25 protein-coding genes and 1 tRNA gene are annotated in these 26,172 nt (G+C 70.6%); 11 read left to right on the top strand and 15 right to left on the bottom strand.

Annotation, left to right across the window (positions count from 1 at the left end; translation table 11 throughout):
• The first annotated feature begins 104 nt into the window (after positions 1-104).
• Entirely contained in the window at positions 105-1,181 is a 1,077-nt protein-coding gene (locus tag HC031_RS06855; protein ID WP_167924308.1) for a LacI family DNA-binding transcriptional regulator, read from the top strand.
• Between the two features lie 92 nt (positions 1,182-1,273).
• Here HC031_RS06855 and HC031_RS06850 read toward each other — a convergent pair whose 3' ends face one another.
• The 5 genes from HC031_RS06850 to HC031_RS06830 all read right to left on the bottom strand — a co-directional run bounded on the left by HC031_RS06850 (position 1,274) and on the right by HC031_RS06830 (position 5,348).
• Positions 1,274-1,711, bottom strand: a complete 438-nt coding sequence (locus HC031_RS06850) for a hypothetical protein (RefSeq protein WP_167924307.1) — start codon at positions 1,709-1,711, stop codon at positions 1,274-1,276.
• 126 nt (positions 1,712-1,837) lie between these two features.
• Complete coding sequence (locus HC031_RS06845; RefSeq protein WP_167924306.1) at positions 1,838-2,719, bottom strand: YhjD/YihY/BrkB family envelope integrity protein; 882 nt, start codon at positions 2,717-2,719, stop codon at positions 1,838-1,840.
• A gap of 30 nt (positions 2,720-2,749) precedes the next feature.
• Positions 2,750-3,289 (bottom strand): 2'-5' RNA ligase family protein, encoded by a 540-nt coding sequence (locus HC031_RS06840; RefSeq protein WP_167924305.1) that lies wholly within the window; start codon positions 3,287-3,289, stop codon positions 2,750-2,752.
• A 6-nt stretch (positions 3,290-3,295) separates the two neighbouring features.
• Positions 3,296-4,336, bottom strand: coding sequence for a tryptophan--tRNA ligase (gene trpS, locus HC031_RS06835; protein ID WP_167924304.1), 1,041 nt, complete (start codon positions 4,334-4,336; stop codon positions 3,296-3,298).
• Between the two features lie 55 nt (positions 4,337-4,391).
• Complete coding sequence (locus tag HC031_RS06830; protein WP_167924303.1) at positions 4,392-5,348, bottom strand: hemolysin family protein; 957 nt, start codon at positions 5,346-5,348, stop codon at positions 4,392-4,394.
• A gap of 81 nt (positions 5,349-5,429) precedes the next feature.
• Here HC031_RS06830 and galE point away from each other — a divergent pair, with 81 nt between their 5' ends.
• The 5 genes from galE (at position 5,430) to HC031_RS34960 (ending at position 11,707) form a co-directional block, all read left to right on the top strand.
• Positions 5,430-6,395: a UDP-glucose 4-epimerase GalE gene (gene galE, locus HC031_RS06825; RefSeq protein WP_167924302.1), complete on the top strand. Its 966-nt coding sequence runs from the start codon at positions 5,430-5,432 to the stop codon at positions 6,393-6,395.
• A 129-nt stretch (positions 6,396-6,524) separates the two neighbouring features.
• On the top strand, positions 6,525-8,114 hold the full coding sequence (locus tag HC031_RS06820) for a GMC oxidoreductase (protein WP_167924301.1): 1,590 nt from the start codon (positions 6,525-6,527) through the stop codon (positions 8,112-8,114).
• A complete protein-coding gene (locus HC031_RS06815) occupies positions 8,111-8,953 on the top strand; it encodes an NAD-dependent epimerase/dehydratase family protein (RefSeq protein WP_167924300.1) in 843 nt (280 codons plus the stop codon). Before HC031_RS06820 ends, HC031_RS06815 begins: the two co-directional genes overlap by 4 nt.
• A gap of 78 nt (positions 8,954-9,031) precedes the next feature.
• On the top strand, positions 9,032-10,288 hold the full coding sequence (locus tag HC031_RS34965; protein ID WP_167924299.1) for a glycosyltransferase family 2 protein: 1,257 nt from the start codon (positions 9,032-9,034) through the stop codon (positions 10,286-10,288).
• Between the two features lie 486 nt (positions 10,289-10,774).
• The gene (locus HC031_RS34960; protein ID WP_167924298.1) at positions 10,775-11,707 is read left to right on the top strand and encodes a hypothetical protein; all 933 of its coding nucleotides are present in this window, start codon (positions 10,775-10,777) and stop codon (positions 11,705-11,707) included.
• Between the two features lie 100 nt (positions 11,708-11,807).
• On the opposite strand, the gene cysN is transcribed toward HC031_RS34960, so the two are convergent.
• From cysN to HC031_RS06760, 9 genes are all read right to left on the bottom strand, one after another.
• The gene (gene cysN / locus HC031_RS06800; RefSeq protein ID WP_167924297.1) at positions 11,808-13,094 is read right to left on the bottom strand and encodes a sulfate adenylyltransferase subunit CysN; all 1,287 of its coding nucleotides are present in this window, start codon (positions 13,092-13,094) and stop codon (positions 11,808-11,810) included.
• Entirely contained in the window at positions 13,095-14,000 is a 906-nt protein-coding gene (cysD, locus tag HC031_RS06795) for a sulfate adenylyltransferase subunit CysD (protein ID WP_167924296.1), read from the bottom strand. It lies immediately after the preceding gene.
• A 28-nt stretch (positions 14,001-14,028) separates the two neighbouring features.
• A complete protein-coding gene (locus HC031_RS06790) occupies positions 14,029-14,847 on the bottom strand; it encodes a 3'(2'),5'-bisphosphate nucleotidase CysQ (protein WP_167924295.1) in 819 nt (272 codons plus the stop codon).
• Between the two features lie 31 nt (positions 14,848-14,878).
• Entirely contained in the window at positions 14,879-15,475 is a 597-nt protein-coding gene (gene pth, locus HC031_RS06785; RefSeq protein ID WP_167924482.1) for an aminoacyl-tRNA hydrolase, read from the bottom strand.
• A 94-nt stretch (positions 15,476-15,569) separates the two neighbouring features.
• Positions 15,570-16,196 (bottom strand): 50S ribosomal protein L25/general stress protein Ctc, encoded by a 627-nt coding sequence (locus HC031_RS06780; RefSeq protein ID WP_167924294.1) that lies wholly within the window; start codon positions 16,194-16,196, stop codon positions 15,570-15,572.
• A gap of 269 nt (positions 16,197-16,465) precedes the next feature.
• Positions 16,466-17,446: a ribose-phosphate diphosphokinase gene (locus HC031_RS06775; RefSeq protein ID WP_167924293.1), complete on the bottom strand. Its 981-nt coding sequence runs from the start codon at positions 17,444-17,446 to the stop codon at positions 16,466-16,468.
• Positions 17,447-17,489: 43 nt separating this feature from the next.
• Positions 17,490-18,947 carry a bifunctional UDP-N-acetylglucosamine diphosphorylase/glucosamine-1-phosphate N-acetyltransferase GlmU gene (gene glmU / locus HC031_RS06770; RefSeq protein ID WP_205862403.1) on the bottom strand — a complete coding sequence of 486 codons (1,458 nt, stop codon included), beginning with the start codon at positions 18,945-18,947 and terminating at the stop codon, positions 17,490-17,492.
• Positions 18,948-19,317: 370 nt separating this feature from the next.
• Positions 19,318-19,389, bottom strand: a tRNA-Gln gene (locus tag HC031_RS06765).
• A gap of 65 nt (positions 19,390-19,454) precedes the next feature.
• Entirely contained in the window at positions 19,455-20,273 is an 819-nt protein-coding gene (locus HC031_RS06760) for a helix-turn-helix domain-containing protein (protein WP_167924292.1), read from the bottom strand.
• A 117-nt stretch (positions 20,274-20,390) separates the two neighbouring features.
• On the opposite strand from HC031_RS06760, the gene HC031_RS06755 reads away from it, so the two are divergent.
• The 5 genes from HC031_RS06755 to HC031_RS06735 all read left to right on the top strand — a co-directional run bounded on the left by HC031_RS06755 (position 20,391) and on the right by HC031_RS06735 (position 25,609).
• Positions 20,391-21,209: a hypothetical protein gene (locus HC031_RS06755; protein WP_167924291.1), complete on the top strand. Its 819-nt coding sequence runs from the start codon at positions 20,391-20,393 to the stop codon at positions 21,207-21,209.
• A 61-nt stretch (positions 21,210-21,270) separates the two neighbouring features.
• Positions 21,271-23,076: a serine hydrolase domain-containing protein gene (locus HC031_RS06750; RefSeq protein WP_167924290.1), complete on the top strand. Its 1,806-nt coding sequence runs from the start codon at positions 21,271-21,273 to the stop codon at positions 23,074-23,076.
• A 71-nt stretch (positions 23,077-23,147) separates the two neighbouring features.
• A complete protein-coding gene (locus HC031_RS06745; RefSeq protein WP_205862343.1) occupies positions 23,148-23,744 on the top strand; it encodes a hypothetical protein in 597 nt (198 codons plus the stop codon).
• Positions 23,745-23,924: 180 nt separating this feature from the next.
• Positions 23,925-24,905 carry an acyl-CoA desaturase gene (locus HC031_RS06740; RefSeq protein ID WP_167924289.1) on the top strand — a complete coding sequence of 327 codons (981 nt, stop codon included), beginning with the start codon at positions 23,925-23,927 and terminating at the stop codon, positions 24,903-24,905.
• 104 nt (positions 24,906-25,009) lie between these two features.
• Entirely contained in the window at positions 25,010-25,609 is a 600-nt protein-coding gene (locus HC031_RS06735) for a TetR/AcrR family transcriptional regulator (RefSeq protein WP_205862402.1), read from the top strand.
• An 80-nt stretch (positions 25,610-25,689) separates the two neighbouring features.
• Here the strand turns inward: HC031_RS06735 and HC031_RS06730 are convergent, their stop codons facing one another.
• Positions 25,690-26,172, bottom strand: a complete 483-nt coding sequence (locus HC031_RS06730; protein ID WP_167924288.1) for a DUF4383 domain-containing protein — start codon at positions 26,170-26,172, stop codon at positions 25,690-25,692.

Below are 26,172 nucleotides of genomic sequence, written 5' to 3'. Positions count from 1 at the left end.
GCTAGGGGCGGTTTGTTGCGGGCACGCTAGCAAGATATTTCTATGAATGAAAGAGCTTGCAATCGCTTTCGCAAGCACCTTGCGGGGTGGGTTAGAGTGCGGCCATGAACCCGCGCACAACCGGCGACCACGCAGCGACAACAGGCCCTGACCGCCCGACACCGTCCACATCGGGTCGGGCGCGCTTGGCCGACATCGCCGTGCAGGCCGGCGTCAGCGAGGCGACCGTCTCCCGCGTCCTCAATGACAAACCGGGCGTGAGCACCGAGACCAGGCAGGCCGTGCTCACCGCCCTGGACGTGCTCGGGTACCAGCGGCCCGAACGGCTCCGCAAACGGAGCGCGGGACTGGTCGGCCTCGTCGTACCGGAGCTGGACAACCCGATCTTCCCGGCCTTCGCCCAGCTCATCGAGTCGTCGCTGGCGCAGTCCGGGTACACGGCCGTCCTGTGCACCCAGACGCCGGGCGGCGTGACCGAGGACGAGTACGTGGAGATGCTGCTCGACCGGCAGGTCGCCGGCATCATGTTCGTCTCCGGCCTCAACGCCGACACCACCGCCGACCCCGACCGGTACCGCAAGCTGATCTCGCGCCCGCTGCCCGTCGCCTTCATCAACGGGTACGTCGAGGGCGTCGAGGCGCCGTTCATCTCCTGCGACGACCGCGCCGCCGGTGAAGCGGCAGTTCGGCACCTCGCCTCGCTCGGGCACCGGCGCATCGGGCTGATCAGCGGGCCCAGCCGGTTCCTGCCGGTGCAGCGCAAGCTCGCCGGCTACCGCGAGACCATGCGGGAACTGTTCGGCGAGTCCGGCGAAGACCTGGTGGAGCTGTCACTGTTCGGCGTGGAGGGCGGCGACGCCGCGGCCGGACGGCTGCTCGACCGGGGCGTCACCGCCATCGTCTGCGGCTCCGACCTGATGGCGCTCGGCGCGATCCGGGCCGCCCGCTCACGCGGGCTCGACGTGCCGGGGGACGTCTCGGTGGTCGGGTACGACGGGTCGCCGCTGATGACGTTCACCGACCCGCCGCTGACCACGATCCGCCAGCCCGTACGGGACATGTCCGTCGCCGCGGTCCGCGCGCTCGTCGACGAGATCGCGGGCGATCCGGCGCCGAACTCCGAGTACATCTTCCGGCCTGAACTCGTCGTACGCGGCTCGACGGCACCGGTGGCAACCTGACGAAGGTGTCACGTCGATAGGCGAGTCGGCCGGCGGTGGGCTATCGACGTTATGCGGCTCGAATAACGTCGATAGCCCACCGCTGGCGCTCTTCACGCACGCGTGAGGCGGGCGGCGATACGGGCGAAGCCGGCGCGGATCTGCTCCGGGGTCGGCGGCGGCGTGGGCTCCTCGACAAGATCCGGCTCGAAGCCGGGCCCGGCGACGAGGTCCGACTCGAAGTCCGGCTCGGCGATGAGGTCCGGCTCGAAGTCCGGCTCGTCGTCCTCAGCGGCGGCGAGCCGCGCGGCGGCGATGTCACCGCGGATCTGGTCGATGGTCAGGTGCGGCGCGATGGGCTCGACGACCGCCATCAACTCCTCGTCGGCGACGACCGACTCGGCGAGCGCCAGCGCGTGCGCGCGCTCGTACGGCCCGCAGACGACGGGCGCCCAGTCCTCGGCGTCGTTCAGCGGACCGAACGTGACGATCCACGGCAGTTCGTGCGCCGGCGAATCCGGCGCGATTTCCAAGGTCACTAGGGCACCCACCGGCCCATCATGGCCCTGGTGACCTTGCTAATCGCGCATATTCCGACAAAATCAACGTAACGGCTGACAGGAGTCCGCCCCGCCGGGCGGCCCGGCCACCCCCTGGTCAGGACCGTCCCACCCGGGCTAGCCACGGTCGGACCCCGCGGCGAGATCGCGTACCCGGCCGTGCCCGCTCGTGGCGGCCAGCGCCGCCGCGAACAGGATGAGCTGGCTGAACAGGTACATGAAGACGAGCAGCCCGATGGCTCCGGCGAACACCTGGTAGGCCGGGTTGTGCTGGGTACGGCCGATGTACCAGCGGCCGAGGGTCTTCAGGGCCAGCATGCCGACCGTGAACACCAGCGCCGACGGCACGAGGCGGCGTACCGGCATGCGCAGGCGGGGTACGAGGGCCAGCAGCGCCGCACCGAGGATGAAGTCGACGACGGCCGCGAACACGGTCGCGGACTGGTTGAGCAGTACCCGCAGAGCGGACTGCCGCGGCTCCCCGGCCAGCGACAGCAGCAGGTCCTGCACCCCGCCCGCGATCGCCACCGACACGGTGAGCAGGACGCCGAGCGTGATCAGGACGGCGACGTCGACCAACCAGCGCACGAACCAGTGGCCGGGATGCTCGGTCACGCGCCACACGGCGCGCTGCGACGAGCGCAGCGTCTCCACCCAGCCGATGCCGGCGAGCGCCAACCCGACCGCCGCCAGCCGGCCCAGGCTCTGCGCGGTACCGATCAGATCCTCGATCTTCACCCTGGGCAGGTTGCCCTGCAGGTAGGTCCGGACCGCCTGGACGACCAGCGGGTTGTCGCGCAGGACGTACCCGAGGATGCCGAACAGCAGCATCGCCATCGCGAAGACGGCGAAGAACCCGTAGTAGGCGTTCGCCGCCGCCAGGCGGACCCCGTTGACGTTGTCGAAGCGCTGGTAGGCCCGGACCACGTGGTCGAACGCGGCCGACCGGCGGCGGGCGCCCGCCCAGCCGTCCACCAGACGCCCGACGAGTCGCCCCACGTCAGCCCCTCTCGCTTGCGGTGCCGGGAGCTAGCCGTCGTCGCCGTCGAACGCCCCGCCGAGCACGTAGTCCCGATGCGGGCGCCACCGCCCACCCGATCCGTGTTCGAAGAGAGTAAATCCCTTGACCTGGAACTGCGCCTCGAACCCGGCGAGATCACGGAACGCCGCGTCCAACTGGTCCGACGGCACGTCCTGAGCCACCGTGACGTGCGGGTGGTACGGGAACCGGCTGGCCCGCTCGATCACGCCGATGTCCTGGATGGCCGCGTTGAGCTGTTCGCACTCGCTGATGCCGGCCGCCACCGCGACGAACACCACCTCGGTGACCGGCCGGAACGTGCCCGTACCCCGCAGATACAGCATGAACGGCGGGTGCGCGGCGGCGATCTCGGCCAGGCGCCGCTCGACCACGCCAAGGTCGTCGGCGTCGATCTCGGTGGGGCCCAGCAGGGTCACGTGGGCCGGCACGTACGCGGCCTGCGGGTCGCCCGCCTCCGCCCGCCGCTGGGTCAGCTGGGGTCCCCAGGGCTCCGGGATGTCGACCGCGATGCCGATCGTGGTACGCACGTCGGCTCAGCCAGTGGTGGCGGGGGCGAGGAAACCGATCCGGTCGTACACCCGCCGCAGCGTCGCCGAGGAGGCCGCGCGAGCCTTCTCCGCGCCGACGGCGAGCAGCTTGTCGAGCTGGGCCGGGTCCTCCAGGTACATCCGGGTGCGCTCCTGGATCGGCCGGATCGCCTCCACCACCACCTCGGCCAGGTCCTTCTTGAGGTCGCCGTAGCCCTTGCCGGCGTACGCGAGCACGAGGTCGTCGAGCGAGCGGCCGGTCAGCGCCGAGTAGATCGACAACAGGTTGGACACGCCCGGCTTGTGCCCGGGGTCGTACACGATCTCCCGACCGGTGTCGGTCACCGCCGACCTGATCTTCTTCGCCACCCGGGCCGGGTCTTCCAGCAGTTCGATCAGGCCGTTGGGTGAGGAGGCCGACTTCGACATCTTGATGGTCGGGTCCTGCAGGTCGGTGATCTTCGCGGTGTCGCGGACGATGAACGGCTCCGGCATGACGAAGGTCGGACCGTACGTGGTGTTGAACCGTTGGGCGAGGTCGCGGGTCAGCTCCAGGTGCTGGCGCTGGTCCTCGCCCACCGGCACCGCGTCGGCCTGGTAGAGCAGGATGTCCGCGGCCATCAGGACCGGGTACGTGAACAGCCCGACGCTGGCGCGCTCGGCGCCCTGCTTGGCCGACTTGTCCTTGAACTGGGTCATCCGGCTGGCCTCGCCGAAGCCGGTGATGCAGTTGAGCACCCAGGCGAGCTGCGCGTGCTCGGGCACGTGGCTCTGTACGAACAGGGTGCTGCGGTCCGGATCGATCCCGATCGCGAGCAGCTGCGCGGCGCTCACCCGGGTCCGCTGGCGCAGCACCTTCGGCTCGTGCCCGGCGGTGATCGCGTGCAGGTCGACCACGCAGTAGAACGCGTCGTGGCTGTCCTGGAACCCCACCCAGTTGCGCAGCGCCCCCAGGTAGTTGCCGAGGTGGAACGAGTCGGCGGTGGGCTGGATGCCGGACAGTACACGCGGTCGGTCGTGTCGAGCCTGGGAGGACATGTCGGCCATTCTGTCACCCCCGTCCGAGGAGCCAACGCCCTCGGGTGGTACCGGACGCCCGCGGTCAGCCGGCCGCACCGGATTCGTCGCCGCCCGCTCCCGTCGGGACCGCCGTCCGCGTCAGCGTCACCCGCGCGACCCGGCGCCCGTCGAGCGCCCGGACGGCCAGCCGCCACCCGGCCAGCGGTACCTCGTCGCCGACCGCGGGCAGCCGGCCCAGGCGGCACATCAGAAAGCCGCCGACGGTCTCGTACGGGCCGGGCGGGAGAACCAGCCCGACCAGCTCGGCGAAGTCGGCGAGGTTGAGGCGGCCGTCGACCTCGGCGGGCGCCGCCCCGCCGACCGGTAGCGGCTCCGGCTCGACGTCGTACTCGTCGTGGATCTCGCCGACCAGCTCCTCGATCAGGTCTTCGAGGGTGACGATGCCGGCGGTGCCGCCGTACTCGTCGACCACCACCGCGAGATGGTGGCCCTCCCGGCGCATCTCCGACAGCGCCGTGAGCACCTTCTTGCTGGTCGGCAGCCGTTTGACCTCGCGGGTGAGCTGCCCGACCGCGACCACGTCGTCGCGCTCGGGGCGGATCGTGAGGTCACGCAGATGGACGAAGCCGACCACGTCGTCGGAGCTGCCCTGGATCACCGGGAACCGGGAGTGCCGGGCGTCGCGTACCAGCTGGAGCGCGTCGGCGATCGGCAGCCCGGCGTCGAGGAACACCACCTCGGTCCGTGGCACCATCAGCTCGCGGACGTGGCGCGCCGCGGCGGTCAGCACGTCGGCGATGAGCTGGCGCTCCTCTCCCCTGAGCACCGTGTTCGCCGCGACCAGGTCGCGCAGCTCCGCCTCGCTGATCTTCTCGCGCCCCGCGGTCGGGCTGGCGCCGAGCAGGCGGGTCACCCACCGCATCCCGGCGTCGGTGCCGCGCACCAGAACGCGGGCGATCGCGCGGCGGATCGGCCCGGGTGCGCGGGGACGGCCGGCGTCCGTGGCTGCGTCCGGCCCGGCGTCCCCGGCCTGCTGCATGCCGGAATTGTAGGTAGGCACGCCAAGGCGCTCCCCGACTTCGGCTAGATTTTTGTTGACCGACCGTTGGGGAGGCACCTGGTGAGACTGCTCGTGACTGGCGGAGCGGGATACATCGGCAGCGTCGTGACCGCTCTGCTGCTCGACTCCGGGCATGACGTCGTTGTACTTGACGATCTTTCTACCGGTCACCAGGTGGCCATACCCAAGGGCGCGCAGTTCGTGCACGGCCGGGTACACGATGTCATCGGTGAGGTGCTGACCCCCGACTTCGACGCGGTACTGCACTTCGCCGCCTTCATCGCCGCCGGCGAGAGCGTGCGGAAGCCCGAGAAGTACTGGGAGAACAACCTGATCGGGTCGCTGCGGCTGCTCGACGCGATGCGCTCGGCCGGCGTGCGCCGGCTGGTCTTCTCGTCGACCGCCAACGTGTACGGCGACCCTGACGCGGTCCCGATCCCCGAGACGGCGGTGACCCGCCCACCCAACCCGTACGCCGCGTCCAAGCTCGCCGTCGACCACGCGCTGGCCGGCGAGGCGACCGCCCACGGCCTGGCCGCGGTCAGCCTGCGCTACTTCAACGTCGCCGGCGCCCACGTACGGGCCGACGGCAGCCTGATGGGCGAGCGCCACGACCCGGAGACCCACCTGATCCCCATCGCGCTGCAGGTGGCGGCCGGCCGGCGGGACAAGCTGGAGCTGTACGGGGACGACTACCCCACGCCCGACGGCACCTGCGTCCGCGACTACATCCACGTCACCGACCTCGCCGCGGCACATCTGCTGGCGCTGTCGACCATGGAACCGGGCACGCACCGCGTCTTCAATCTCGGCAACGGCAACGGCTTCTCCAACCGCCAGGTCGTGGACGTGGTGCGCGAGGTGACCGGGCACCCGGTGCCGACCGAGATCGGCCCCCGCCGCGAGGGCGATCCGGTCACGCTCGTCGCCTCTTCCGAGAAGGCCCAGCGCGAGCTCGGCTGGAAGCCGGCCAAGCCGGCGCTGTCCCAGATGGTCGCGGACGCCTGGGAATTCCTGCGGCGGTAAGACTCCCGACCGTTTCGCTGCGATCACCGCGGGCCCGGGTTAGCCTGCACCGGTGCCACTCCGGTCCGTACCACCCGGACGGTCGGCGCCGTCCCTGAACTCTGCTCCCCCGCCCGCAGGCGAACGACGATGATCTACGTCATCGGCTCCGGCCCGGCGGGCGTCGCGGCGTCCGTCGCGCTGACGCGGCGGGGCCAGCACGTGACCATGCTCGACGCGGGGGTGCGGCTGGAGCCGGAGCGCGAACAGGTGCTGCTGCGGATGTCGGCCGGCGACCCGGGTGACTGGACCACGGCGGACCTCGCCGTGCTCAAGGAGAAAATGAGCTCCGGCGCCGCCGGCATCCCGCTCAAGTACATCGCCGGCTCGGACTTTCCCTACCGGGGCGCCGACGAGTGGCTGCCCCGCGACGCGCGCAACGTCGGGCTCCTGCCGTCGTTCGGCCGGGGCGGCTTCGGCAACGTGTGGGGCGCGGCGATCCTGCCGTACCTGGACAGTGAGCTGACCGGCTGGCCGCTGCACCGGGGCGAACTGGCGCCGCACTACGAGGCGGTCCTCTCGTTCATGGGGATGTCGGCCGAGCGCGACGACCTGGAAGAGCACTTCCCGCTGTACACCGAGAAGTTCGACGCCCCGCGGGTGAGCCGGCAGGCCGAGGCGCTGCTGGCCGACCTCGACCGCAACCGTGGCGCGCTGCGGGCACGCGGGTTCCGGTACGGGCGGTCCCGGCTGGCGATCGCCGCCCGCAACGGCGACGGGCGTGACTGTGTCGCCTGTGGACTGTGCATGTACGGTTGCCCGTACGGGGTGATCTACAACCCGGCGACGACGCTGCGGGAACTGGCGCGGGGACCCCGGTTCACCTACCGGCCCGGTGTCGTGGTCGAGCGGTTCCGGGAGGTCGGCGGCGAGGTACGCATCTCGGCCCGGCCGTGCTCGGGCGGCGAACCGATCGAGTTCGTGGGGTCCCGGCTGTACGTCGCGGCCGGCGTGCTCTCGTCGACGAAGCTGTTCCTGGCGTCCACCGGGGCGTACGGGCGCGAACTGTCCATCAAGGACAGCCAGTACTTTCTGCTGCCGCTGCTGCGCTACCGGGGTACGCCGGGGGTGGCCGACGAGCCGTTGCACACCCTGTCCCAGGCGTTCGTGGAAATCTTCGACGAGAGCCTGTCGACGAACAGCATCCATCTGCAGCTGTACACGTACAACGAGCTGTTTCGCACCGCGATCCGCGCGACGCTGCGCGGCGCGTACCCGCTGTTCCGGCCGGTGTCGGACGCCTTCCTCTCCCGCCTGCTCGCGGTGCAGGGGTACCTGCACTCCGACCTGTCCGGCACGATCACGCTGCGGCTGGACCCGCCGCGCGGCGGGTCGCCGGCGGTGCTGAAGCTCGACGGCAGGTACGGGCCACAGACGCGCCAGGTGCTCAAGCGGTTGGTGGGCAAGCTCTGGGCCAACCGGTCGCTGCTGCGGGCGGTGCCGCTCGGCCCGGCCCTGACCCTCGGCGAACCCGGGCGGGGATTCCATTCCGGCGGTACGCTACCGATGCGGGAACGGCCCGGTCCGTTCGAGACCGACCCACTCGGCCGGCCGCACGGCTTCGACCGGGTGCACATCGTCGATTCCAGCGTCTTTCCAACGGTCAACGCCAGCACCATCACCCTGACGGTGATGGCGAACGCACACCGCATCGCAGCGCACGACGGGAACGCTCGATGAGTGAAGTCGCACCACAGCGGATCGCCGCGGTCACGGGCGCCAACGGCTACCTGGGCTCGCGACTGAACCGGGCGCTGACCGCCGACGGGTGGACGGTGCTCCCGCTGCGCCGCGACGGTTCCTTCTCGCTGGACGACGGCGTGCGGCCCGGGTTCTTCCGCGACAACCAGGTACGGACGCTGGTGCACTGCGCCTGGGACTTCAGCCTGACCGGTTGGGAGGAGATCGTCCGGCGCAACGTGCGGGGGTCGGTCCGGCTGCTGGAACACGCCCGGGCGGAAGACGTGGAAACCGTCATCTTCATCTCGACCATCAGCGCGTACGCCGGCTGTCGCAGCCTGTACGGTCGGGCGAAGCTCGCGGTCGAGACGGACGCCCGGCGGCTGGGCGCGGTGGTCGTCCGCCCCGGTCTCGTGTACGGCGACCGGGCGGGTGGCATGGTCGGCTCGCTGACCAGCGCCGTGCGGAGACTGCCCGTCGTGCCGTTGGTCGGGAACGGGCGGCAGGTGCTGTACCCGGCCCACGAGGACGACGTCGCGCGACTGGTGTGCGCGCTGGCCGACGGCGGGAAGGCCGACGAACCGGTGATCGCCGCCTCGGAGCAGGGCTGGACGCTCCGGGACGTCGTCGCGAGCCTGGCTGCCGCCCAGCACCGTCGCGTACGGGTCCTTCCCGTGCCCTGGCGGGCGGTCTGGCTGCTGCTCAAGGCCGCCGAGACCGCCGGACTGCGCCCGGGGTTCCGCAGCGACAGCGTGGTCAGCATCGTCAACCAGGATCCCCGACCCGACTTCGCGGCGACCCGCGCGACCGGTGTGCGCTTCCGCGTCTTCACCGCGTGAACCACCAGCAGCTCTGAACAACGTACCCGCGAGCGCCGACAGATCACGTCAACGTATCCCCGGAGGGGTGGGACAACCGTGAGCGGCAACGCACGGCCATTGGAAGTCACCGTCGTTCTGCCCTGCCTCAACGAGGCGGAGACGGTCGAGGTCTGCGTCCGGAAGGCGGTCGACTGCCTGCGGCGGCTCGATGTGAAGGGCGAGGTCATCGTCTCCGACAACGGATCGACCGACGGGTCCCAGACGCTCGCCCGCGCGGCCGGGGCCCGCGTCGTGCCCGCGCCGCTGCGCGGTTACGGCGCCGCCCTGATGGCCGGCGTCGAGGCCGCCCGCGGCAGGTACGTCATCATGGGCGACGCCGACGATTCCTACGATCTCGGGAACCTCGAACCGTTCATCACCGAGCTACGCAAAGGCCACGACGTGGTGATGGGAAACCGGTTCCGGGGTGGCATCAAGCGGGGCGCCATGCCCGCGCTGCACAAGTACCTGGGCAATCCCGCGCTTTCCTGGCTCGGCCGGGTCCTGTTCGGACTCCGCGACGTCGGTGACTTCCACTGTGGGCTGCGTGGCTTCAACCGGGACCGGATCCGGGCGCTCGGCCTGTGCATGCCGGGGATGGAGTTCGCGAGCGAACTGGTGATCCGCGCCGCGCTCGCCAGGTACTCGATCGCCGAGGTGCCGACGACGCTGAGCCCGGACGGGCGCAGCCGCTCCCCGCACCTGCGCACCTGGCGCGACGGATGGCGGCATCTACGCTTCCTGCTCGTCTTCGCTCCACAGAAGACACTCATGCTGCCCGGTCTCGTCCTCGCGCTGCTCGGCCTGGCGGGAACGGCCTGGCTGGCGCCGGGACGGCAGAGCGCGGGACACATCTCCTTCGACGTGAGCGCCCTCGTGTACACCTGCCTGGCCGTGCTCGTCGGCGTGCAACTGCTCCTGTTCGGCGGTTTCGCGCGGCTGTACGGGATCCAGGAAGGGCTGACCCGCGAGGACACCCACGCGACGTGGACGCGGCTCTTCCGCCTGGAGACGTGCGCCGCCGTGGCACTCCTCCTGATCGGAGCGGGGCTCACGGGTACGTTCATCGCCATCGGCGCCTGGAGCAGGACCGGATTCGGCGAGTTGGACGCGCACCGCACCCTTCGCCTCGTCGTACCGTCGGCGACCGCGATCGCGCTCGGCATCGTGGTCATCTGCTCGGGATTCTTCGCGAGCCTGCTGACCCTGCGGTCCGTCGACCGCCGTACCCGCATGCCGACCCCCGTGGAGTTCAAATCCCTCGACGGCGCGCCAACGACGAAACCCGCGACCGTGGCCAACCGGCGGCCCTGAACCGGCCCACGCACCCGCGCTACCCGAAACCGCCCCGCGCAGCCGGTGCCAGGCCAGCACCGCCGCGGGCGGCGCGAGCGCCAGCAGCGGCACGGTGAACCGGAAGTCGACCACCGAGAGGACAAGCGACAGCACAAGGGTCGCCAGGCCGAGGCCCGACAGCAGAACGGCGTCGGCCGCTTCCCGTGGCCGCCACGTCCGGGGACGCCAGCACACGGTCGCGCCCGCGAACAACGCCAGGAGCATGAGGACCAGCGGCCACGTGGTGAAGGTCCGCCCGTACGCCCACAGCACACCGTTGAGCGCGGTGATCTTCGGCGCCGCGAAGCCCGCCTCGTACATCCGCGTCGGGTAGAACTCGCGCCCCATGAGCGCGGGGCTGCACCAGCCCGTCGCCTGCCCCGAGGCCCGGTTGCCCGACACCATGCCGAGCTGGTCCGTCCGGCACGCGATGAGGCCGGGCGGCTGCCAGCCCGGCTGTACGAGGTGGACGGTGTCCGTGAGGATCGTCTTCGCGAAGTCGCCGGGCTGGCCGACGATCGCCTTGCGGGCGAACGAGGCGAATACGTGGTCGTCCCGGTAGTCCGGGAACTGGTTGGCGAGCTTGTGCCGGTCGCCGGCGAAGAGGTACAGGTCATTGACCTCGCGCTGCCCGACCGGCTCCACCGGGCAGATCTTCCGCTCGTCGGCGGTGAACCCGTTCTTCGAACAGTCCACGAACGTGGTCGTCCGCTGCCACAGGTAACGGCCGCTCATCTCGTTGAACGCGTAGACCCCGTAGTTGCTGTGGTACCAGACGAGGTATCCGGCCAGCGGCGCCGCCAGCGCGACCGCGAACACAGCGACGTTGCGCCACCCCACCCGCCTGACCAGCAGGTACAGCAGCACGACGACGGCCAGGGGCTGGCCGATGGTACGGGTGACCGACGCCGCCGCGAGGACCAGCCCGGCCAGGGCGCACATCCACGCCGTCAGGCGCTCCCGCCAGCACAGCACCAGCACGGCGGCCAGCAACAGGGCGGTGAACAGCGTCTCGGCCATGACGTAGTGCTCGAGGACGATCTCCCGCGCGTCCAGGATCACCGGTGCCGCCGCGAACGCGGCGCGGTTGGGCGTCACGCCGCGCCGCGCGAGCAGCGCGTACACGCCGACGCCGAGCGCGAGACCGAGCAGGTGCTGGACCACCGCGACGGTGACGATGTGCCCGGTGAACGCGAAGCACTTCAGGAACAGCGAGTAGCCGAACGGCCAGATCCGGCTCGGCGCCATGAACTGCGCGGCCTTCAGGTACGCGAAGGTGTCGCCGAAGTAGCCGAACGCGGGTGGATAGGCGGCCATGACGGCCACCCGGACCGTCGCGCCCACCAGCAGCAGCCCGACCAGTGCCGGATGCGCGCGGAGCGGGTGACGTACGCGTGAGCCCGCCGACTCCTGACCGGCTTCGTCGGGGGCGATCGGCCCCCGCTCCAGGGTGGTGTTGTTCACGCCCGCTAGTAACCCATGGAGCGGGCCCTAAACCTCAGGACGCTTCGATGATCATCCCGGCGCCGACCGTACGGTTGGTCGTCTCGTCGATGATGACGAAACCACCGGTGGTCCGGTTACGCCGGTACTCGTCGGCCAGCAGCGGCACGGTCGTCCGCAGCCGCACCCGGCCGATCTCGTTGAGCGACAGCCCGTCGGCGCACTCGTCGCGGTGCAGCGTGTTCACATCGAGGCGGTACTGGATCCCGCGCACGATCGCCCGGGCCGACCGGGTGGTGTGCTTGATCGCGTACTTGCCGCCGACGGTCAGCGGGCGCGACTCGTCCATCCAGCAGACCATCGCCTCGATGTCCTGCGCCACGGTCGGCTGGTTGTGCGGACGGCAGATCAGGTCGCCCCGGGCGATGTCGATCTCGTCGGCGAGCCGGATCGTCACCGACATCGGCGGGAACGCCTCGTCAACCGGCCCGTCAGCCGTCTCGATCGACGAGATGGTGCTGGTGAAGCCGCTCGGCAGCACCATCACCTCGTCGCCGGGCTTGAGCACGCCGCTGGCCACCTGGCCGGCGTAGCCGCGGTAGTCGGAGACCACGGTGGACTGCGGACGGATCACGTACTGCACCGGGAACCGCACGTCGACGAGGTTGCGGTCGCTGGCGATGTGCACGTGCTCGAGGTGGTGCAGCAGCGACGGGCCGTCGTACCACGGCATGTTCTCCGAGCGGCTGACGATGTTGTCGCCCTTGAGCGCCGAGATCGGAATGACCGTCAGGTCCGGCGCCTCCAGCTTGGCCGCGAACGCCGTGAACTCATCGGCGATCTTCTCGAAGACCTCCTGCGAGTAGTCGACGAGGTCCATCTTGTTGACACACAGCACGAGGTGCGGCACCCGCAGCAGCGAGCACAGGAAGGCGTGCCGGCGGGACTGCTCCAGCAGGCCCTTGCGGGCGTCGACCAGGATCAGCGCCAGGTCGGCGGTGCTCGCGCCGGTGACCATGTTGCGCGTGTACTGGATGTGCCCGGGGGTGTCGGCGATGATGAACTTCCGCCGCGGGGTGGCGAAGTACCGGTACGCCACATCGATGGTGATGCCCTGCTCCCGTTCGGCGCGCAGGCCGTCGGTGAGCAGCGCCAGGTTGGTGTACTCGTCGCCGCGCGAGCGCGAGGTCGCCTCGACCGCCTCCAGCTGATCCTCGAAGATCGCCTTGGAGTCGTAGAGCAGCCGCCCGATCAGGGTGGACTTGCCGTCGTCGACACTGCCGGCGGTGGCGAACCGAAGGAGGTCCATGCCCCGCGCCGGGGCCTCCGGGGAGATGGTCATTTAGAAGTACCCCTCACGCTTGCGGTCTTCCATCGCCGCCTCGCTGACCTTGTCATCGCCGCGCGTGGCGCCCCGCTCGGTGATCCGGGTCGAGGCGACCTCCTCGATGACCTTCTCGATCGTGTCGGCGTCCGACTTCACCGCAGCGGTGCAGGACGCGTCGCCGACGGTCCGGTAGCGCACCTTCTCCACGAACGGCGTCTCGCCGGCGCGCAGCGGCAGGAACTCGTTCACCGCGTACAGCATGCCGCCGCGGTCGACGACCTCCCGGTCGTGCGCGAAGTAGATCTCGGGAAGCGCGATCCGCTCCCGCGCGATGTAGTGCCAGATGTCCAGCTCGGTCCAGTTGGACAGCGGGAACACCCGGATCGACTCGCCGGGGTGCACGCGCGCGTTGTACAGCGACCACAGCTCGGGTCGCTGGTTGCGCGGGTCCCACTGGCCGAACTCGTCGCGGAAGCTGAACACCCGCTCCTTGGCGCGCGCCTTCTCCTCGTCGCGGCGGGCGCCGCCGAACAGCGCGTCGAACCGGTACTTCTCCACCGCATCGAGCAGCACCGGCGTCTGGATCCGGTTGCGCATGCCGTCGGCCGGCTCGCGGACCAGCCCCGACGCGATGGCCTCCGGCACGCTGGCGACGATCAGCTGGACGCCCAGCTCCTCGACCCGGGCGTCGCGGAACGCGAGCACCTCGGGGAAGTTGTGCCCGGTGTCGACGTGCATCACCGGGAACGGGATGCGGGCCGGCGCGAACGCCTTCTCGGCCAGCCGCAGCATCACGATCGAGTCTTTACCGCCGGAGAACAGCAGCACGGGTCGCTCGAACTCGGCGACCACCTCGCGCATGATGAAGATGCTCTCGGCCTCGAGAGCATCCAGGTGCGAAACCCGGTAGGCAGCCGTCATCGCGTCGAGACCCTTCAGTGGGTGTGCCTCAACTGGTGCACCGCTCCAGTGCGGCGAGCAGCCGGGGCGCCAGATCCTTGCGGCAGACCACAAGATCAGGCAACAAGGGGTTCGGACGATTGTATTCCAATCCCGACCCATTCAGTCGGGATGCATGCAGACCCGTGGCCAGCGCCACAGCGACCGGTGCGGCCGAATCCCACTCGTACTGGCCGCCGGCGTGCACGTACGCGTCGACCTCGCCGTCGACCACAGCCGCGATCTTCGCCCCGGCCGACCCCATGGGCACCAGTTCGGCGCCCAGCCGTTCGGCCACGTCGGCCAGGAACGCCGCCGGCCGGCTCCGGCTGACGGCCAGCCGCAGCGGTCCGCCGGCGGCGGCCTGACCCGACAGCGGCGGGTACGACGGCGCCGCGCTGGTCGCGAGGACGCGGTGCTGGGCCGGTAGCGCCACGGCGCCCGCGGTGAGCCGGCCCGGCCCCGGAGCCGCGCGCTGCCACAGGCCGATGTGGACAGCCCAGTCGGCGCGCCCCTCCTCACCGAACTCACGGGTGCCGTCGAGCGGGTCGACGATCCAGACCCGGTCGGCGTCGAGCCGGGCGGGGCTGTCCTTCCCCTCCTCCGACAGCACGGCGTCGGCGGGACGGTGGCGCGCCAGCTCGGTAGCGATCAGCTCGTGCGACCGGGCGTCCCCGGCGGCGCGCAGCGCGTCCGGGTCCCCGTGCCCGAGCTCGGCGCGCAGGTCGAGCAGCAGCTCCGCGGCCCGCGCCGCGAGCCACCGGGCGAACGCGGAATCAGCCGCCGGGGCGCCCTCCCGTTCGGCGCCGTTGACGAGACCTTGCGTCATGTCACCCTCTCGCGCGTGGGCGGTGCGGACGTCAGCTCGTGTGGTACAGGTTCTGGGCCGGCTCCAGCCCGCGCTGCACCACCATTTCCACGGCGTCCGCGGCGCGGTCGACCAGGAAGTCCAGCTCCTTGCGCTCCACTGCGGAGAAATCCGACAGCACGAAGTCCGCGGGATCCTGCCGGCCGGGCGGACGGCCGATACCGAACCGTACTCGGATGTAGTCCTTGGTGCTCAGCGATCGCGACATCGAGCGCAGCCCGTTGTGACCGCCCTCACCGCCGCCGATCTTGAGACGGAGCTGGCCGTACGGGATGTCGAGCTCGTCGTGGACGGCGATGACCTGGGCCGGCGGCACCTTGTAGAACTGCGCCAGGCCGGCGACCGGGCCGCCCGAGAGGTTCATGTACGTCAGCGGCTTGGCCAGCACCAGCCGGGGCGCGTCGACCCCGACGCCCAGGCGGCCCTCGGCGGTGTCCGCGACGACCTTGCGGTTACGCGAGAACCGCGCGCCGATCCGGTCGGCGAGCAGATCGGCCACCATGAACCCGACGTTGTGGCGGTTGCCGGCGTACTGCGGGCCGGGATTACCCAGCCCCACCACCAGCCACGGGGCGGCTTGCGAAGACATCACGCTCCATATGCTGACGCCGATCTCGGCTCGACGCACGGAGTTCGACCGTACGTGGAGCCGAGATCGGCGCAGGAGTAGGACTGGCGGCCGGTCAGGCCTCGGCGGGAGCCTCGGCGGCGGCCTCGCCCTCGGCGGGAGCCTCGGCGGGAGCCTCGGCGCCCAGCTGCTCGGCGGTCGGCGCGGCGGTCACGATCGCCACGATCAGCTCCGGGTCGGCCGCGAGCTCGGCACCGGTCGGCAGGGGCACGTCGCCGGCGGTGATCTGGCTGCCGGCCTCCAGGCCCGCGACGGAGACCTCGAGGTGCTCGGGCAGCCGGGTGGCGTCGGCGAGCACGCTCAGCGTGGCGTGCTCGTGCACGATCAGGGTGCCGGCCGCCGCGTCGCCGATCAGCTGGACCGGCACGTCGACGGTGACCTTCTCGCCACGGCGTACGACCAGCAGGTCGATGTGCTCGTAGGTGTCGCGGATCGGGTCACGCTGGATGGCCTTGGGCAGGGCCAGCGCGTTGCCGCCGCCGGTGATCTCGATGTTGAAGAGCTGGTTGGCGCCGCCGTGCCGGATGGCGGCGGCGAACTCCCGCGCGGGCAGGGCGATGTGGCGGGGCTTCTCGCCGTGACCGTACAGCACGGCGGGCACCTTGCCGGCCCGGCGGGTACGACGGGCACCACCCTTGCCAAACTCGGTGCGGAGCTCTGCGCTGATCTTGACCTCGGACACGGAAAGTACTCCTGTTGTGATCTGTTCTGCGGGCGGCGGCGGTGCTCGGGCAAGGGTGCACAGGGCATGGCCCCGGAGCACCGCGTCGATCACGGTGCCCGCTCGGTCATCGCTCGCGTGGGGAACGCGTACGGCCCGCAGGGCACCCTCGCCGTGGCAACCGCACCAGCTTACCCGAGCCCTTCAGCCGCCCTGCGCCGGGGCGGCCATCGCGCCGGCACCGCACCGGAGCCCCGGCCCCATCGCGCCGGCACCGCACCGGACCTTGGTCAGGAGAGCCCGCCGAACAGGGTGGTCACCGAGCCGTCGTCGAAGACCTCCCGGATCGCGCGCGCGATCAGCGGTGCGATGGAGAGCACGGTGATCTTGTCGAGCTGCTTGTCGTCGGCCAGCGGGAGCGTGTTGGTCACCACGACCTCGCTGATCTTGCTGCTGGCGAGCCGCTCAACGGCGGGGTCGGACAGGATCGGGTGGGTGGCCGCCACGACCACGTCCGCGGCCCCCGCGTCGACCAGGATCTCCGCCGCCTTCGCGATGGTGCCACCGGTGTCGATCATGTCGTCGACGATGAGGCAGATCCGGCCCTCGACCTCGCCGACCACCCGGTTCGCCACGACCTGGTTGGGCTTGAGCGGGTCGCGGGTCTTGTGGATGAACGCCAGCGGGCAGCCGCCCAGTCGGTCGGTCCAGCGCTCGGCCACCCGCACCCGGCCCGAGTCCGGCGCGACGACGGTCATCGGCCGTCCGGCGTACTTCTCCTCCACGTAGTCGGCCAGCAGGTTCATGGCGAACAGGTGGTCGACGGGACCGTCGAAGAAGCCCTGGATCTGTGCGGTGTGCAGGTCGACCGTCAGGATCCGGTCGGCACCGGCCGTCTTGAACATGTCGGCGACGAGCCGGGCCGAGATCGGCTCCCGGCCGCGGTGCTTCTTGTCCTGCCGCGCGTACGGGTAGAACGGCAGGACGACCGTTATGCGCTTGGCGGAGCCGCGCTTGAGCGCGTCCACCATGATCAGCGACTCCATGAGCCACTTGTTGACGGGCTGCACGACCGACTGCACCACGAACGCGTCGCTGCCGCGCACCGACTCCCGGTACCGGACGAAGATCTCCCCGTTGGCGAAGTCGTAGGCGTCCATCGGGGTCGGCGCCACGCCGAGCACCGAACCGATCTCCTGGGCGAGAGCCGGGAACGCGCGACCGGAGAAAAGCATGAGGGACTTGCGGTTATCAGCGACGATGCTGCCCATCAGCGATCTGCTTCCGTCTCGTCGGAACTGGTCGAGGTCGCCGTCATTCTTCGCTGGAACGTGACCCGGACTCGGTCGACGCCGCTTCCGGATGACTTTGCTCACTGTCAACCGTAGCGTCACCGTCGACCCGCGCTGCCGCCGCCTCAGCCGCCCCAGCCGCCGCGGTGCCGGGGCGCCGGCGACCGACCCAGCCCTCGACGTTGCGCTGCTGTGCCCGGCTGACACCCAGCGCGCCGGCCGGCACGTCCTTGGTGATGACGCTACCGGCGGCGGTGTACGCGCCATCACCCACCGTCACCGGCGCGACGAACATGTTGTCGGCTCCGGTGCGGGCGTGACTGCCGATCGTCGTGTGGTGCTTGTTGACGCCGTCGTAGTTGACGAACACCGTCGCCGCGCCGATGTTGGTGTGCTCGCCGATCGTCGCGTCACCCACGTACGACAGGTGCGGCACCTTCGCGCCCTCACCGATGTCGGCCTTCTTCGTCTCCACGAACGTGCCGACCTTGGCGCTCGCCGCCAGCCGGGAACCGGGACGCAGGTACGCGTACGGGCCGACCTGCGCGCCCGGTCCGATCTCGGCGCCCAGCACGTGCGCCCGCACGACGGTCGCGCCGTCAGCGATCACGCTGTCGACGACGGTCGTGTCGGGGCCGACGACCGCGTTCTCCCCGACGGTCGTGGCGCCGCGCAGGTGCGTGTTCGGCTCCACGACGGCGTCGCGGCCCAGCGTGACCGTCACGTCGATCCAGGTCGTCGCCGGGTCGATGATGCTGACCCCGGCACGCATCCACGCCGTGTTGATCCGGTCCCGGAGCAGAGCCCGCAGCCCCGCCAACTCCGCCCGGTCGTTGCAGCCCAGGACCTCCGTGTAGTCCACCGCCTGGTGCGCCAGCACGGGGTACCCGTCGGCGACCAGCAGCCCGACCACGTCGGTGAGGTACTCCTCGCCCTGGTCGTTGTCGGTGCCCAGCTTGCCCAGCATCTGCCGGAGCGTCACCGCGTCGAACACGTACGCCCCGGCGTTGATCTCGTGGATCGCGCGCACCTCCGGGGCCGCGTCCCGCTCCTCCACGATCCGCTCCACAGCGCCCGTCTCGCCGCGGACGATCCGGCCGAGCCCGGTCGGATCGGGCACCTGGGCGGTCAGGATCGTCGCCGCGGCGCCCGCGGCCTCGTGCGCCTCGACCAGCCCGGCCAGCGTCGCCGGGCGTACCAGCGGGAAGTCGCCGTTGACGACCACGACGCTGCCCCGCAGCTCGTCCACCGCCTCCATCACCATGCGTACCGCGTGGCCGGTCCCCCGCTGCTCCGACTGGAGCACCGACCGCACCTCGGGCGCGATCTCGGCGAGGTGCGCCCGTACCTGGTCGGCGCCGTGCCCCACGACCGCCAGGACCCGGCTGTCACCGAGACCCTCGCGCGCCGCCGCCAGCACGTGGCCGAGCACCGAGCGGCCGAGCAGCGGGTGCAGCACCTTGGGCAGTGAGGATTTCATCCGCTTGCCCTCGCCGGCGGCGAGAACGATCAACGTCCGCGATCGGGCTGTGTCTGCCTGGCCAGCGCCCACGTGCTGCTCCTTGCGTGGAGATCGGAATCGGTGGAGATCGGGATCGGACACCTCATCGTAAACAGACCCGACCGCCGGGCCGTCAGCTCACCGCCGGGCCGTCAGCTCACCGCCGGGCTGTCAGCTCATCAGCCGCGCGGCGTCGACGTCACCCCTGTGGTCGGCTGCCCGTGATCCGTTCATGCCACACCTGCCCCCTGCGCGGGGTGACGGCTTGCGAGGCGACGCTCGCAGCCAGGGGCCGTCCGGACGAACCATCCGGAAAAACCGTCCGGAGGAAATGGACTTAAAGGGACAGCTCGGCCGCCAGGGTTCGAACCTGGAACATTCGCTCCAAAGGCGAAGGTGATGCCTATTTCACCACGGCCGATCGCTCAACAACCACAGCCTATGAAGACTACCTAACCGGCAATCAGGCGCGCACGCGAGAACCGGCTACCGAAGTATCGCCTCGATCAAACCCTCGATCCTCCAGTAGATGTCGCGGTAGCCGCGCACCGACACAGCGATACACCCGTGGTAAGCAGCGCCCGTGTTCTTGCGAACGACGGGCAGCCGGTGTCTCTTGAGGGACGTGGGTTGAAACCGCTCGCGGCCCACGCCCAACCGATCCATCCACCACTGCTCCGCGGCCCCCACGTCGGCAGTCTCGTGAATGTAGAGCCGAAAGCAGATGCGCTCGTCATCGACGTCCGCCAGGGCCAGGAATCGCAGAAACAGACGGATGAGGCCAGGGTCGGAGTTTGTAAAAATGATCTTGCTTGCGGGACGCCACGGCTTCCCCTTCGCACCCTCACACCAGTAGACAGCAGCACCGAGCAGAAGCACTTCGCGATCCGACAATGAGCCGACCTCGGACGCCGCCGACGCAACCGCCGCCGCATGCCGCTCGTCGCGCTCCCGGCGATGCCTCTCCCATCGGCCATCGGCCATCAGCGCGGCATGCTCCCGCTTGCGCCTGGCCCGCTCCGAGTCCCGATCCAACGGGAGATGCCGCACCCACCGCCAGGCGGTCGAGCGCGCGATCCCCAACTCCAGCGCGAGGTCGTTGACCGACCATCCCTGCGCCCGCAACACCAACGCCCGCTCGCGCAGGTCATCCTTTGCCGTGGGCCGCCTCGTCCACTCCGGCGGCGGCACTCCGCGCAGCCAGTCCCGCAGTCGCTCCTTCGATACGCCGAGCCGCGCCTGGATCTGCGGCACCGACAGCCCTTCGCGGCGCAGCCGCCGCGCCTCCCCCGCCAGGTCATCCACGTCGTTCAACCTAGAACACACGTACGACAGACCAGCATACGTAATCACTCACATACGCAACGTGAAAACGGCTCGGCACCGGTCGACGCACGGCAGTCGATGATGCAGGATCTGCCCGTGCGTGCTTTCCGCCTGGTAGTAGTCAGCCTGTTGGTCGTGGCCGGCGCCACGACCGCCGCTGCCCCGTCCGCGTACGCCGACAGCGAGGCGAGTCTCGGGGTCAGCCCGAACAACGGCAGCCCCGACGCCGCGTTCACGGCCATCGCGCGGTGGCAACCACCCAAGCACGGCCGGAACCGGCAGTGCACGCCCGACCAGGTCACCTTCACGTGGGACGGCGCGGCACTCGGCGAGGCCCCGGCGGCCCGGGCCGGTGACGCCTGTGTCGCGATCCTGCGCGCCACCCCACCGCCCGGCCAGTACGACGGGACCAGCGCGCACGTCATCGGCGTCAGCGGCCTGCGGGCCGCCCGCACCCGGTACGTCGTCGTCGCCGGCGCCACCGCTCCGACCGCGGCGGCCACCGACGCGACGACCACGCCCGACGCCGCGACCCCCACGGACCTCCCGTCGCTCGACCCGCAGTCGACGGGACCGGCGGCGGTCACCGCGCCGACCGGCGCGGCCACCGCCGCGAAGGCGAACAGCACGGGCCTGAGCGGTACCTCCCAGCTGATCATCGCGTTCGGCATCCTGCTCTTCCTCGCCGGTGTCGCGGCGCTCGGCGCGCTGGTGTGGCGGGCCCGCCGGGCGCGCGTCGAGGACGGCACGCAGACGTTCCCCGCCGACCTCACCCAACCGATTCCCATGGACGCCACCCAGCCGCTGGTCGATCCCACCCGACCGATGCCGCTGCCCCGGCAGCCCGGTGACTCCGACACCACGCAGACGTTCCAGTTCTGGCCGCCGCGCTCCGGCGGCCAGCGCGGCGAGTGATCGCAGACCGGACCGACGGAGGACTGCCAGGTACGGTCTCCTGGCGAGCACGGAGGTAGCAATGGGTGTTGATCAGCTCACCGAGGCACAGATCCGGGCGGCCGTGGCCGTCATGGAGTCCTTCCAGCGTCGAGCCGGCCAGCCCGGCATCGCGTACGGGATCATCGCCGGCGGTGAGCTGGTCCATTCGGGCGGTATCGGTGAGCGGCGACTCGGCGGCCCCGCACCGGACGCCGACACGGTGTTCCGGATCGCGTCCATGACCAAGAGCTTCACCGCCGCGGCCGTACTGCTGCTGCGCGACCGGGGCGCGCTGCGCCTCGACGACGCGGTGGCGACCTACGTCCCCGAACTGCCGGGTTGCAACGGCCCGACGGCCGACTCGCCGACGCTGACCATCCGGCACCTGTTGACGATGACCGGCGGGTTCCCCACCGACGACCCGTGGGGCGACCGTCAGCAGGGGCTGCCGCTGCCCGCGTTCTCCGAACTGCTGCGGCGCGGCGTGAGCTTCGCCTGGGCGCCCGGGACCAGGTTCGAGTACTCGAACCTGGGTTACGCGATCCTCGGCCGGGTCGTAGCGGCCGCGTCCGGGATGTCCTACCTGGAGTTCATGACTGATCACTTACTGGTTCCGCTCGGGCTCAAGCGCACCGTGTTCGAGCCCGAGGGCCTGCCCCCGGCCGAGCTCGCCCAGGGTTACCGCCGCGTCGACGAGGAGTGGGTGGAGGTGCCGTTCGAACCGTACGGGGCCTTCGCGCCGATGGGCGGGCTGTTCAGCACCGTCCGGGACCTCGCGCGGTGGGTCGGCGGGATGATCGACGCGTTCCCCGCCCGTGACGACGACGATGATTCGCATCCACTGCACCGGGCCAGCCGGCGGGAGCTTCAGCAGCCGCACCACGGGTACGCGCTGCTGCCGGACGCGGTGCCGTTCGCCGACGTGATCAGGCAGACCTCACGTAGCTACGGGTACGGGCTGATGGTGGAGGACGACCTCCGGCACGGTCGTTTCGTCGCGCACAGCGGCGGCTACCCGGGCTTCGGCAGCTACATGCGCTGGCACCCGGAGACCGGGATCGGCGTGGTCGCCCTGGGCAACAGCACGTACGCGGCGGCGCGGACCGCCGCCACCGACATGCTCACCGCGCTCCTCGACCGGCGGAGCGACCGGCGGAGCAACGGGCGGACCGACGGGCCTGCCGACCGGCGCACCGGCCGGCCAGCCGGGCCGGTGCCCCACGGGAAGCCGGCGTGGCCGGCGACGCTGGAGGCGCGCGCGGACCTGGAGCGCCTGCTGACCGAGTGGGACGACGCCATCGCCGCGCGCTGGTTCGCCGACAACGTCGAGCTCGACGAGCCGCTGTCGCGACGCCGGGCGCAGCTCGAGCGGCTCCGTGAGCAGGTCGGGCCGCTGCAGCCGGAGGACGGGCAGCAGCCGGTACACGATTCGCCGGCGCACTGCGCGTGGTGGCTGCGTGGCCGGGGCGGCAGGGTCCGGGTGGAGATCCGGCTGACGCCGGAGCACCCGCCGCGCGTCCAGACGTTCAACGTGACGGCCGCGATCCGGCCGAACGACCGGCTCAGCGCACTGGTCGACGAGATCGTCGCGGCTCTCAACGAGCCGTCGCCGTCGTTCCCGGCGTCGATCACGACGGCGCCTTCGGTCGACCGCGAGCAGCTCACGCGGCTGATGCGGCTGGCCGCGGCGTGGGCCGGCGGGTGCCGGCTGGCGGAGGTACGGGCCGGCGACGGCGAGACGGCCACCACGATCGCGATCACGGGCCGGTCCGGCGACCTTCTACTGTCGCTCCGGACCGACCGGGAGAGCGTGGTCGAGACGTTCAGCCTCGACATCGCGCTGTAGCTGATCCGCCAGCGGGCGGAGCGGCTCGGCGGCCACGTTTCCGGCCGGTACCGGTGGGAAGGCAGAACGCCGTGTCCGCCGAGGAAAGGCAGCCGCTCGCCGAGTACGAGCTGGATCTGAAGCTCGTCGACACCTTCACCGCCGGCAGGCTGGACGCCGACGGCGAGGCGAGGCTCGCCGACCAGGTGGCCCGCATCCTGCCGCTGCACTGGACCGCGCCGGAAGAGATCGTCCGGTTGACCCAGCGCATCATCGACCACCTCGGCGGAGAGCGTGAACTGCTCGCGTGGCTGGAGCGCCACCCCGGCCGGCCGCGTCTGGTGGCCAGGCTGTACGTGTTGATCGGCCTGCTCGACCAGATCAGTGATGCGGCGGCCCTGGTCGCGGGGCTGGCCAAGTTGCGGGAGAAGGTGCGCTACCCGCCGGGCCTGGGCGGGTACCTGCTACCCGACACCACGGCCGAGACGCTCGCGGACCTGTCCGCGAAGATCGAGGAGTTGCTCGCCGACGACCGGGCCGCGGACGCGTTCGGGTTGGCGGTGGCGGCGGTGGCGATGCTCCAGGAGATCGCACCGGGCGCCGCGCGGTCGGATCCCGAGTTCGGCGCGCTCGGGGATGTTCTCGAGCAGATCCGGCACGATCTCGTCGGCGCGGCGGCGGGCCAGTAGCCATCGATGGCAAGGCGCGGCGACGTCAGTACCAGGCGGGCCGGCAGGACCGGCCGCGTGCCGTCGGTAACCAACGGCGATTCACCACATCGAGGACGTCAGCGCTGATGAATTCTACGCAACCGTAGGTTACGGTGACGTAGGCGTAGGAGCACTCCCCCCCTACCTCTGCGAGGTGCCATGTCCGCTCCCGTACTCGACAAGACCCCTACCTCGACCACGCCGCCCGGCCCCAAGTCGCTGACCGAAGGCAATCAGGGAATCGGCATCCTCATCGCGCTCTGGGCGTTCGTCGTCCTACCCTTCGCGGCGGTTCTCGCCGCTGTGCCGGTCGCCTGGGGCTGGGGCCTGTCGTGGCTGGACGTGGCGATGTTCGTGGTGCTGTACGTCGTCTCCGGCATGGGGATCGGCACCGGCTTCCACCGCTACCTGACCCACGGCTCGTTCAAGGCCAACCGGCCGCTGCGGGTCGCGCTGACGATCGCCGGCTCGCTGGCGATCGAGGGCAACCCCACCCAGTGGGTGGCCGACCACCGGCGTCACCACGCGTTCTCCGACCGTGAGGGCGACCCGCACTCGCCCTGGCGCTACGGCGAGAGCGTCTGGGGCCTGACCAAGGGGCTGCTGTACGCGCACGTCGGCTGGCTGTTCCACCGCGAGTTGTCCAACCGCGCGCGCTTCGCTCCGGACCTCCTCGCCGACAGGGACATCCGCCGGATCGACCGGGCGTTCCCCGCGATCGTGGCCATCTCGGTGCTTCTGCCCGGCGTGATCGGCGGGCTGGCCACCTGGTCCTGGCACGGCGCGCTGTCCGGAGTCTTCTGGGCCGGCCTGGTGCGCATCGCCGTGCTGCACCACGTCACCTGGTCGATCAACTCGATCTGCCACGTGTACGGGGAGCGCCCCTTCGAGACCCGCGACGGTGACAAGGCCAGCAACTTCTGGCCGCTTGCGATCCTGTCGTTCGGCGAAAGCTGGCACAACCTGCACCACGCCGACCCGACGTGCGCCCGCCACGGCGTCGACCGGGGTCAGATCGACCTCAACGCCCGCCTGATCTGGATTTTCGAGAAGCTGGGCTGGGCGACCAACGTCCGCTGGCCCAAGGCTGACCGGCTGGACGCCAAGCGGATCGCCCGCGCTGGCACGATGGGCTCGTGACCGACAAACCGAACAGCGCTCATCCACCGATCCCCGCCGCGCGGCCCCGGGCGCCACGCGGCGGTGACGCCGCCGCCACCGCGAAGCCCCCGTCGCGGGTACGGATGTCGTCGGCGCAGCGGCGCGAGCAGCTCATCGCGATCGGCCGGCAGCTGTTCGCCGAGCGCGGGTTCGACGCCACGTCCATCGAGGAGGTGGCGGCGCGGGCGAAGGTCTCCAAACCCGTCGTGTACGAGCACTTCGGCGGCAAGGAAGGCCTGTACGCGGTGGTCGTCGACCGGGAGGTCCGCGCCCTGCTGGACCGGGTCACCACCGCGCTGACCGCCGGACACCCTCGTGAACTGCTCGAACAGGCCGCGCTCGCGCTCCTCGACTACATCGAGGGCGAGACCGACGGGTTCCGGGTCCTGGTGCGCGAAGCGCCGGTGATGTCCGGGTCGGGCAACTTCATGAGCGTGCTCAACGACGTGGCACATCAGGTCGAGCACATCCTGGGCGCCGAGTTCAAAAGCCGCGGGTACGACCCGAAGCTGGCCGAGCTGTACTCCCAGGCCCTGGTCGGCATGGTGGCCCTGACCGGTCGCTGGTGGCTGGAGGTGCGCAAGCCACGTAAGGACACGGTGGCCGCGCACCTGGTCAACCTCGCCTGGAACGGCCTGTCCCACCTCGAGGCCAAGCCGTCGATGATCACCAGGCGCCGCTAGTCGCGAGCGGGCGGCTGGCCACCGAAACCGGTGGCCAGCGGCGAACGGCGACTCGAACGGCGGCTAGTGGCGCACGGCGGCTAGTGGTTCGTGGCGTGCCGGGTCGTCGGCTGCCGGGTCCGGAACGCCGCCTCGGCCTCTTCGTCCTCGGTCGGCCCCACCTTGCCGTAGAGCCCGGCGGCCAGGAACAGCATGCCGAAGATGAACGACACGACGCAGTTGACCATCGAGAACGACAGGAAGTTCGCGTCGGTCCGCAGAAGCAGCAGCATCACGATCCCGGCGATCAGGAAGATGAAGCCGCCGACCAGGTTGAGGGCGACGAACAGGTTGCGCCCGATCAACGCGCCCGCCAGCACGATCAGGCCAGCGATGATGGACAGCACCGAGAAGGCCGGGTTGGTCAGCAGGCCGAGCACCCAGTCGCCGTGGTTGGCGAAGAAGTCCATGCCGCTGGTGCGGATGAAGCCGATGATGCCGAAGATCAGTATGTACAGCCCCACGAGCCCCGACAGCGCCCGGTAAAGCGGCCGCAGCGGGTGGTTGATCGGGATATGCGCCAT

The sequence above is a fragment of the Planosporangium thailandense genome (genome assembly GCF_011947195.1).
GTDB classification, from domain to species: domain Bacteria; phylum Actinomycetota; class Actinomycetes; order Mycobacteriales; family Micromonosporaceae; genus Planosporangium; species Planosporangium thailandense.
The sequence above is the reverse complement of the archived record's forward strand: the minus strand, read 5'-3'. Positions and strand labels throughout refer to the sequence as shown.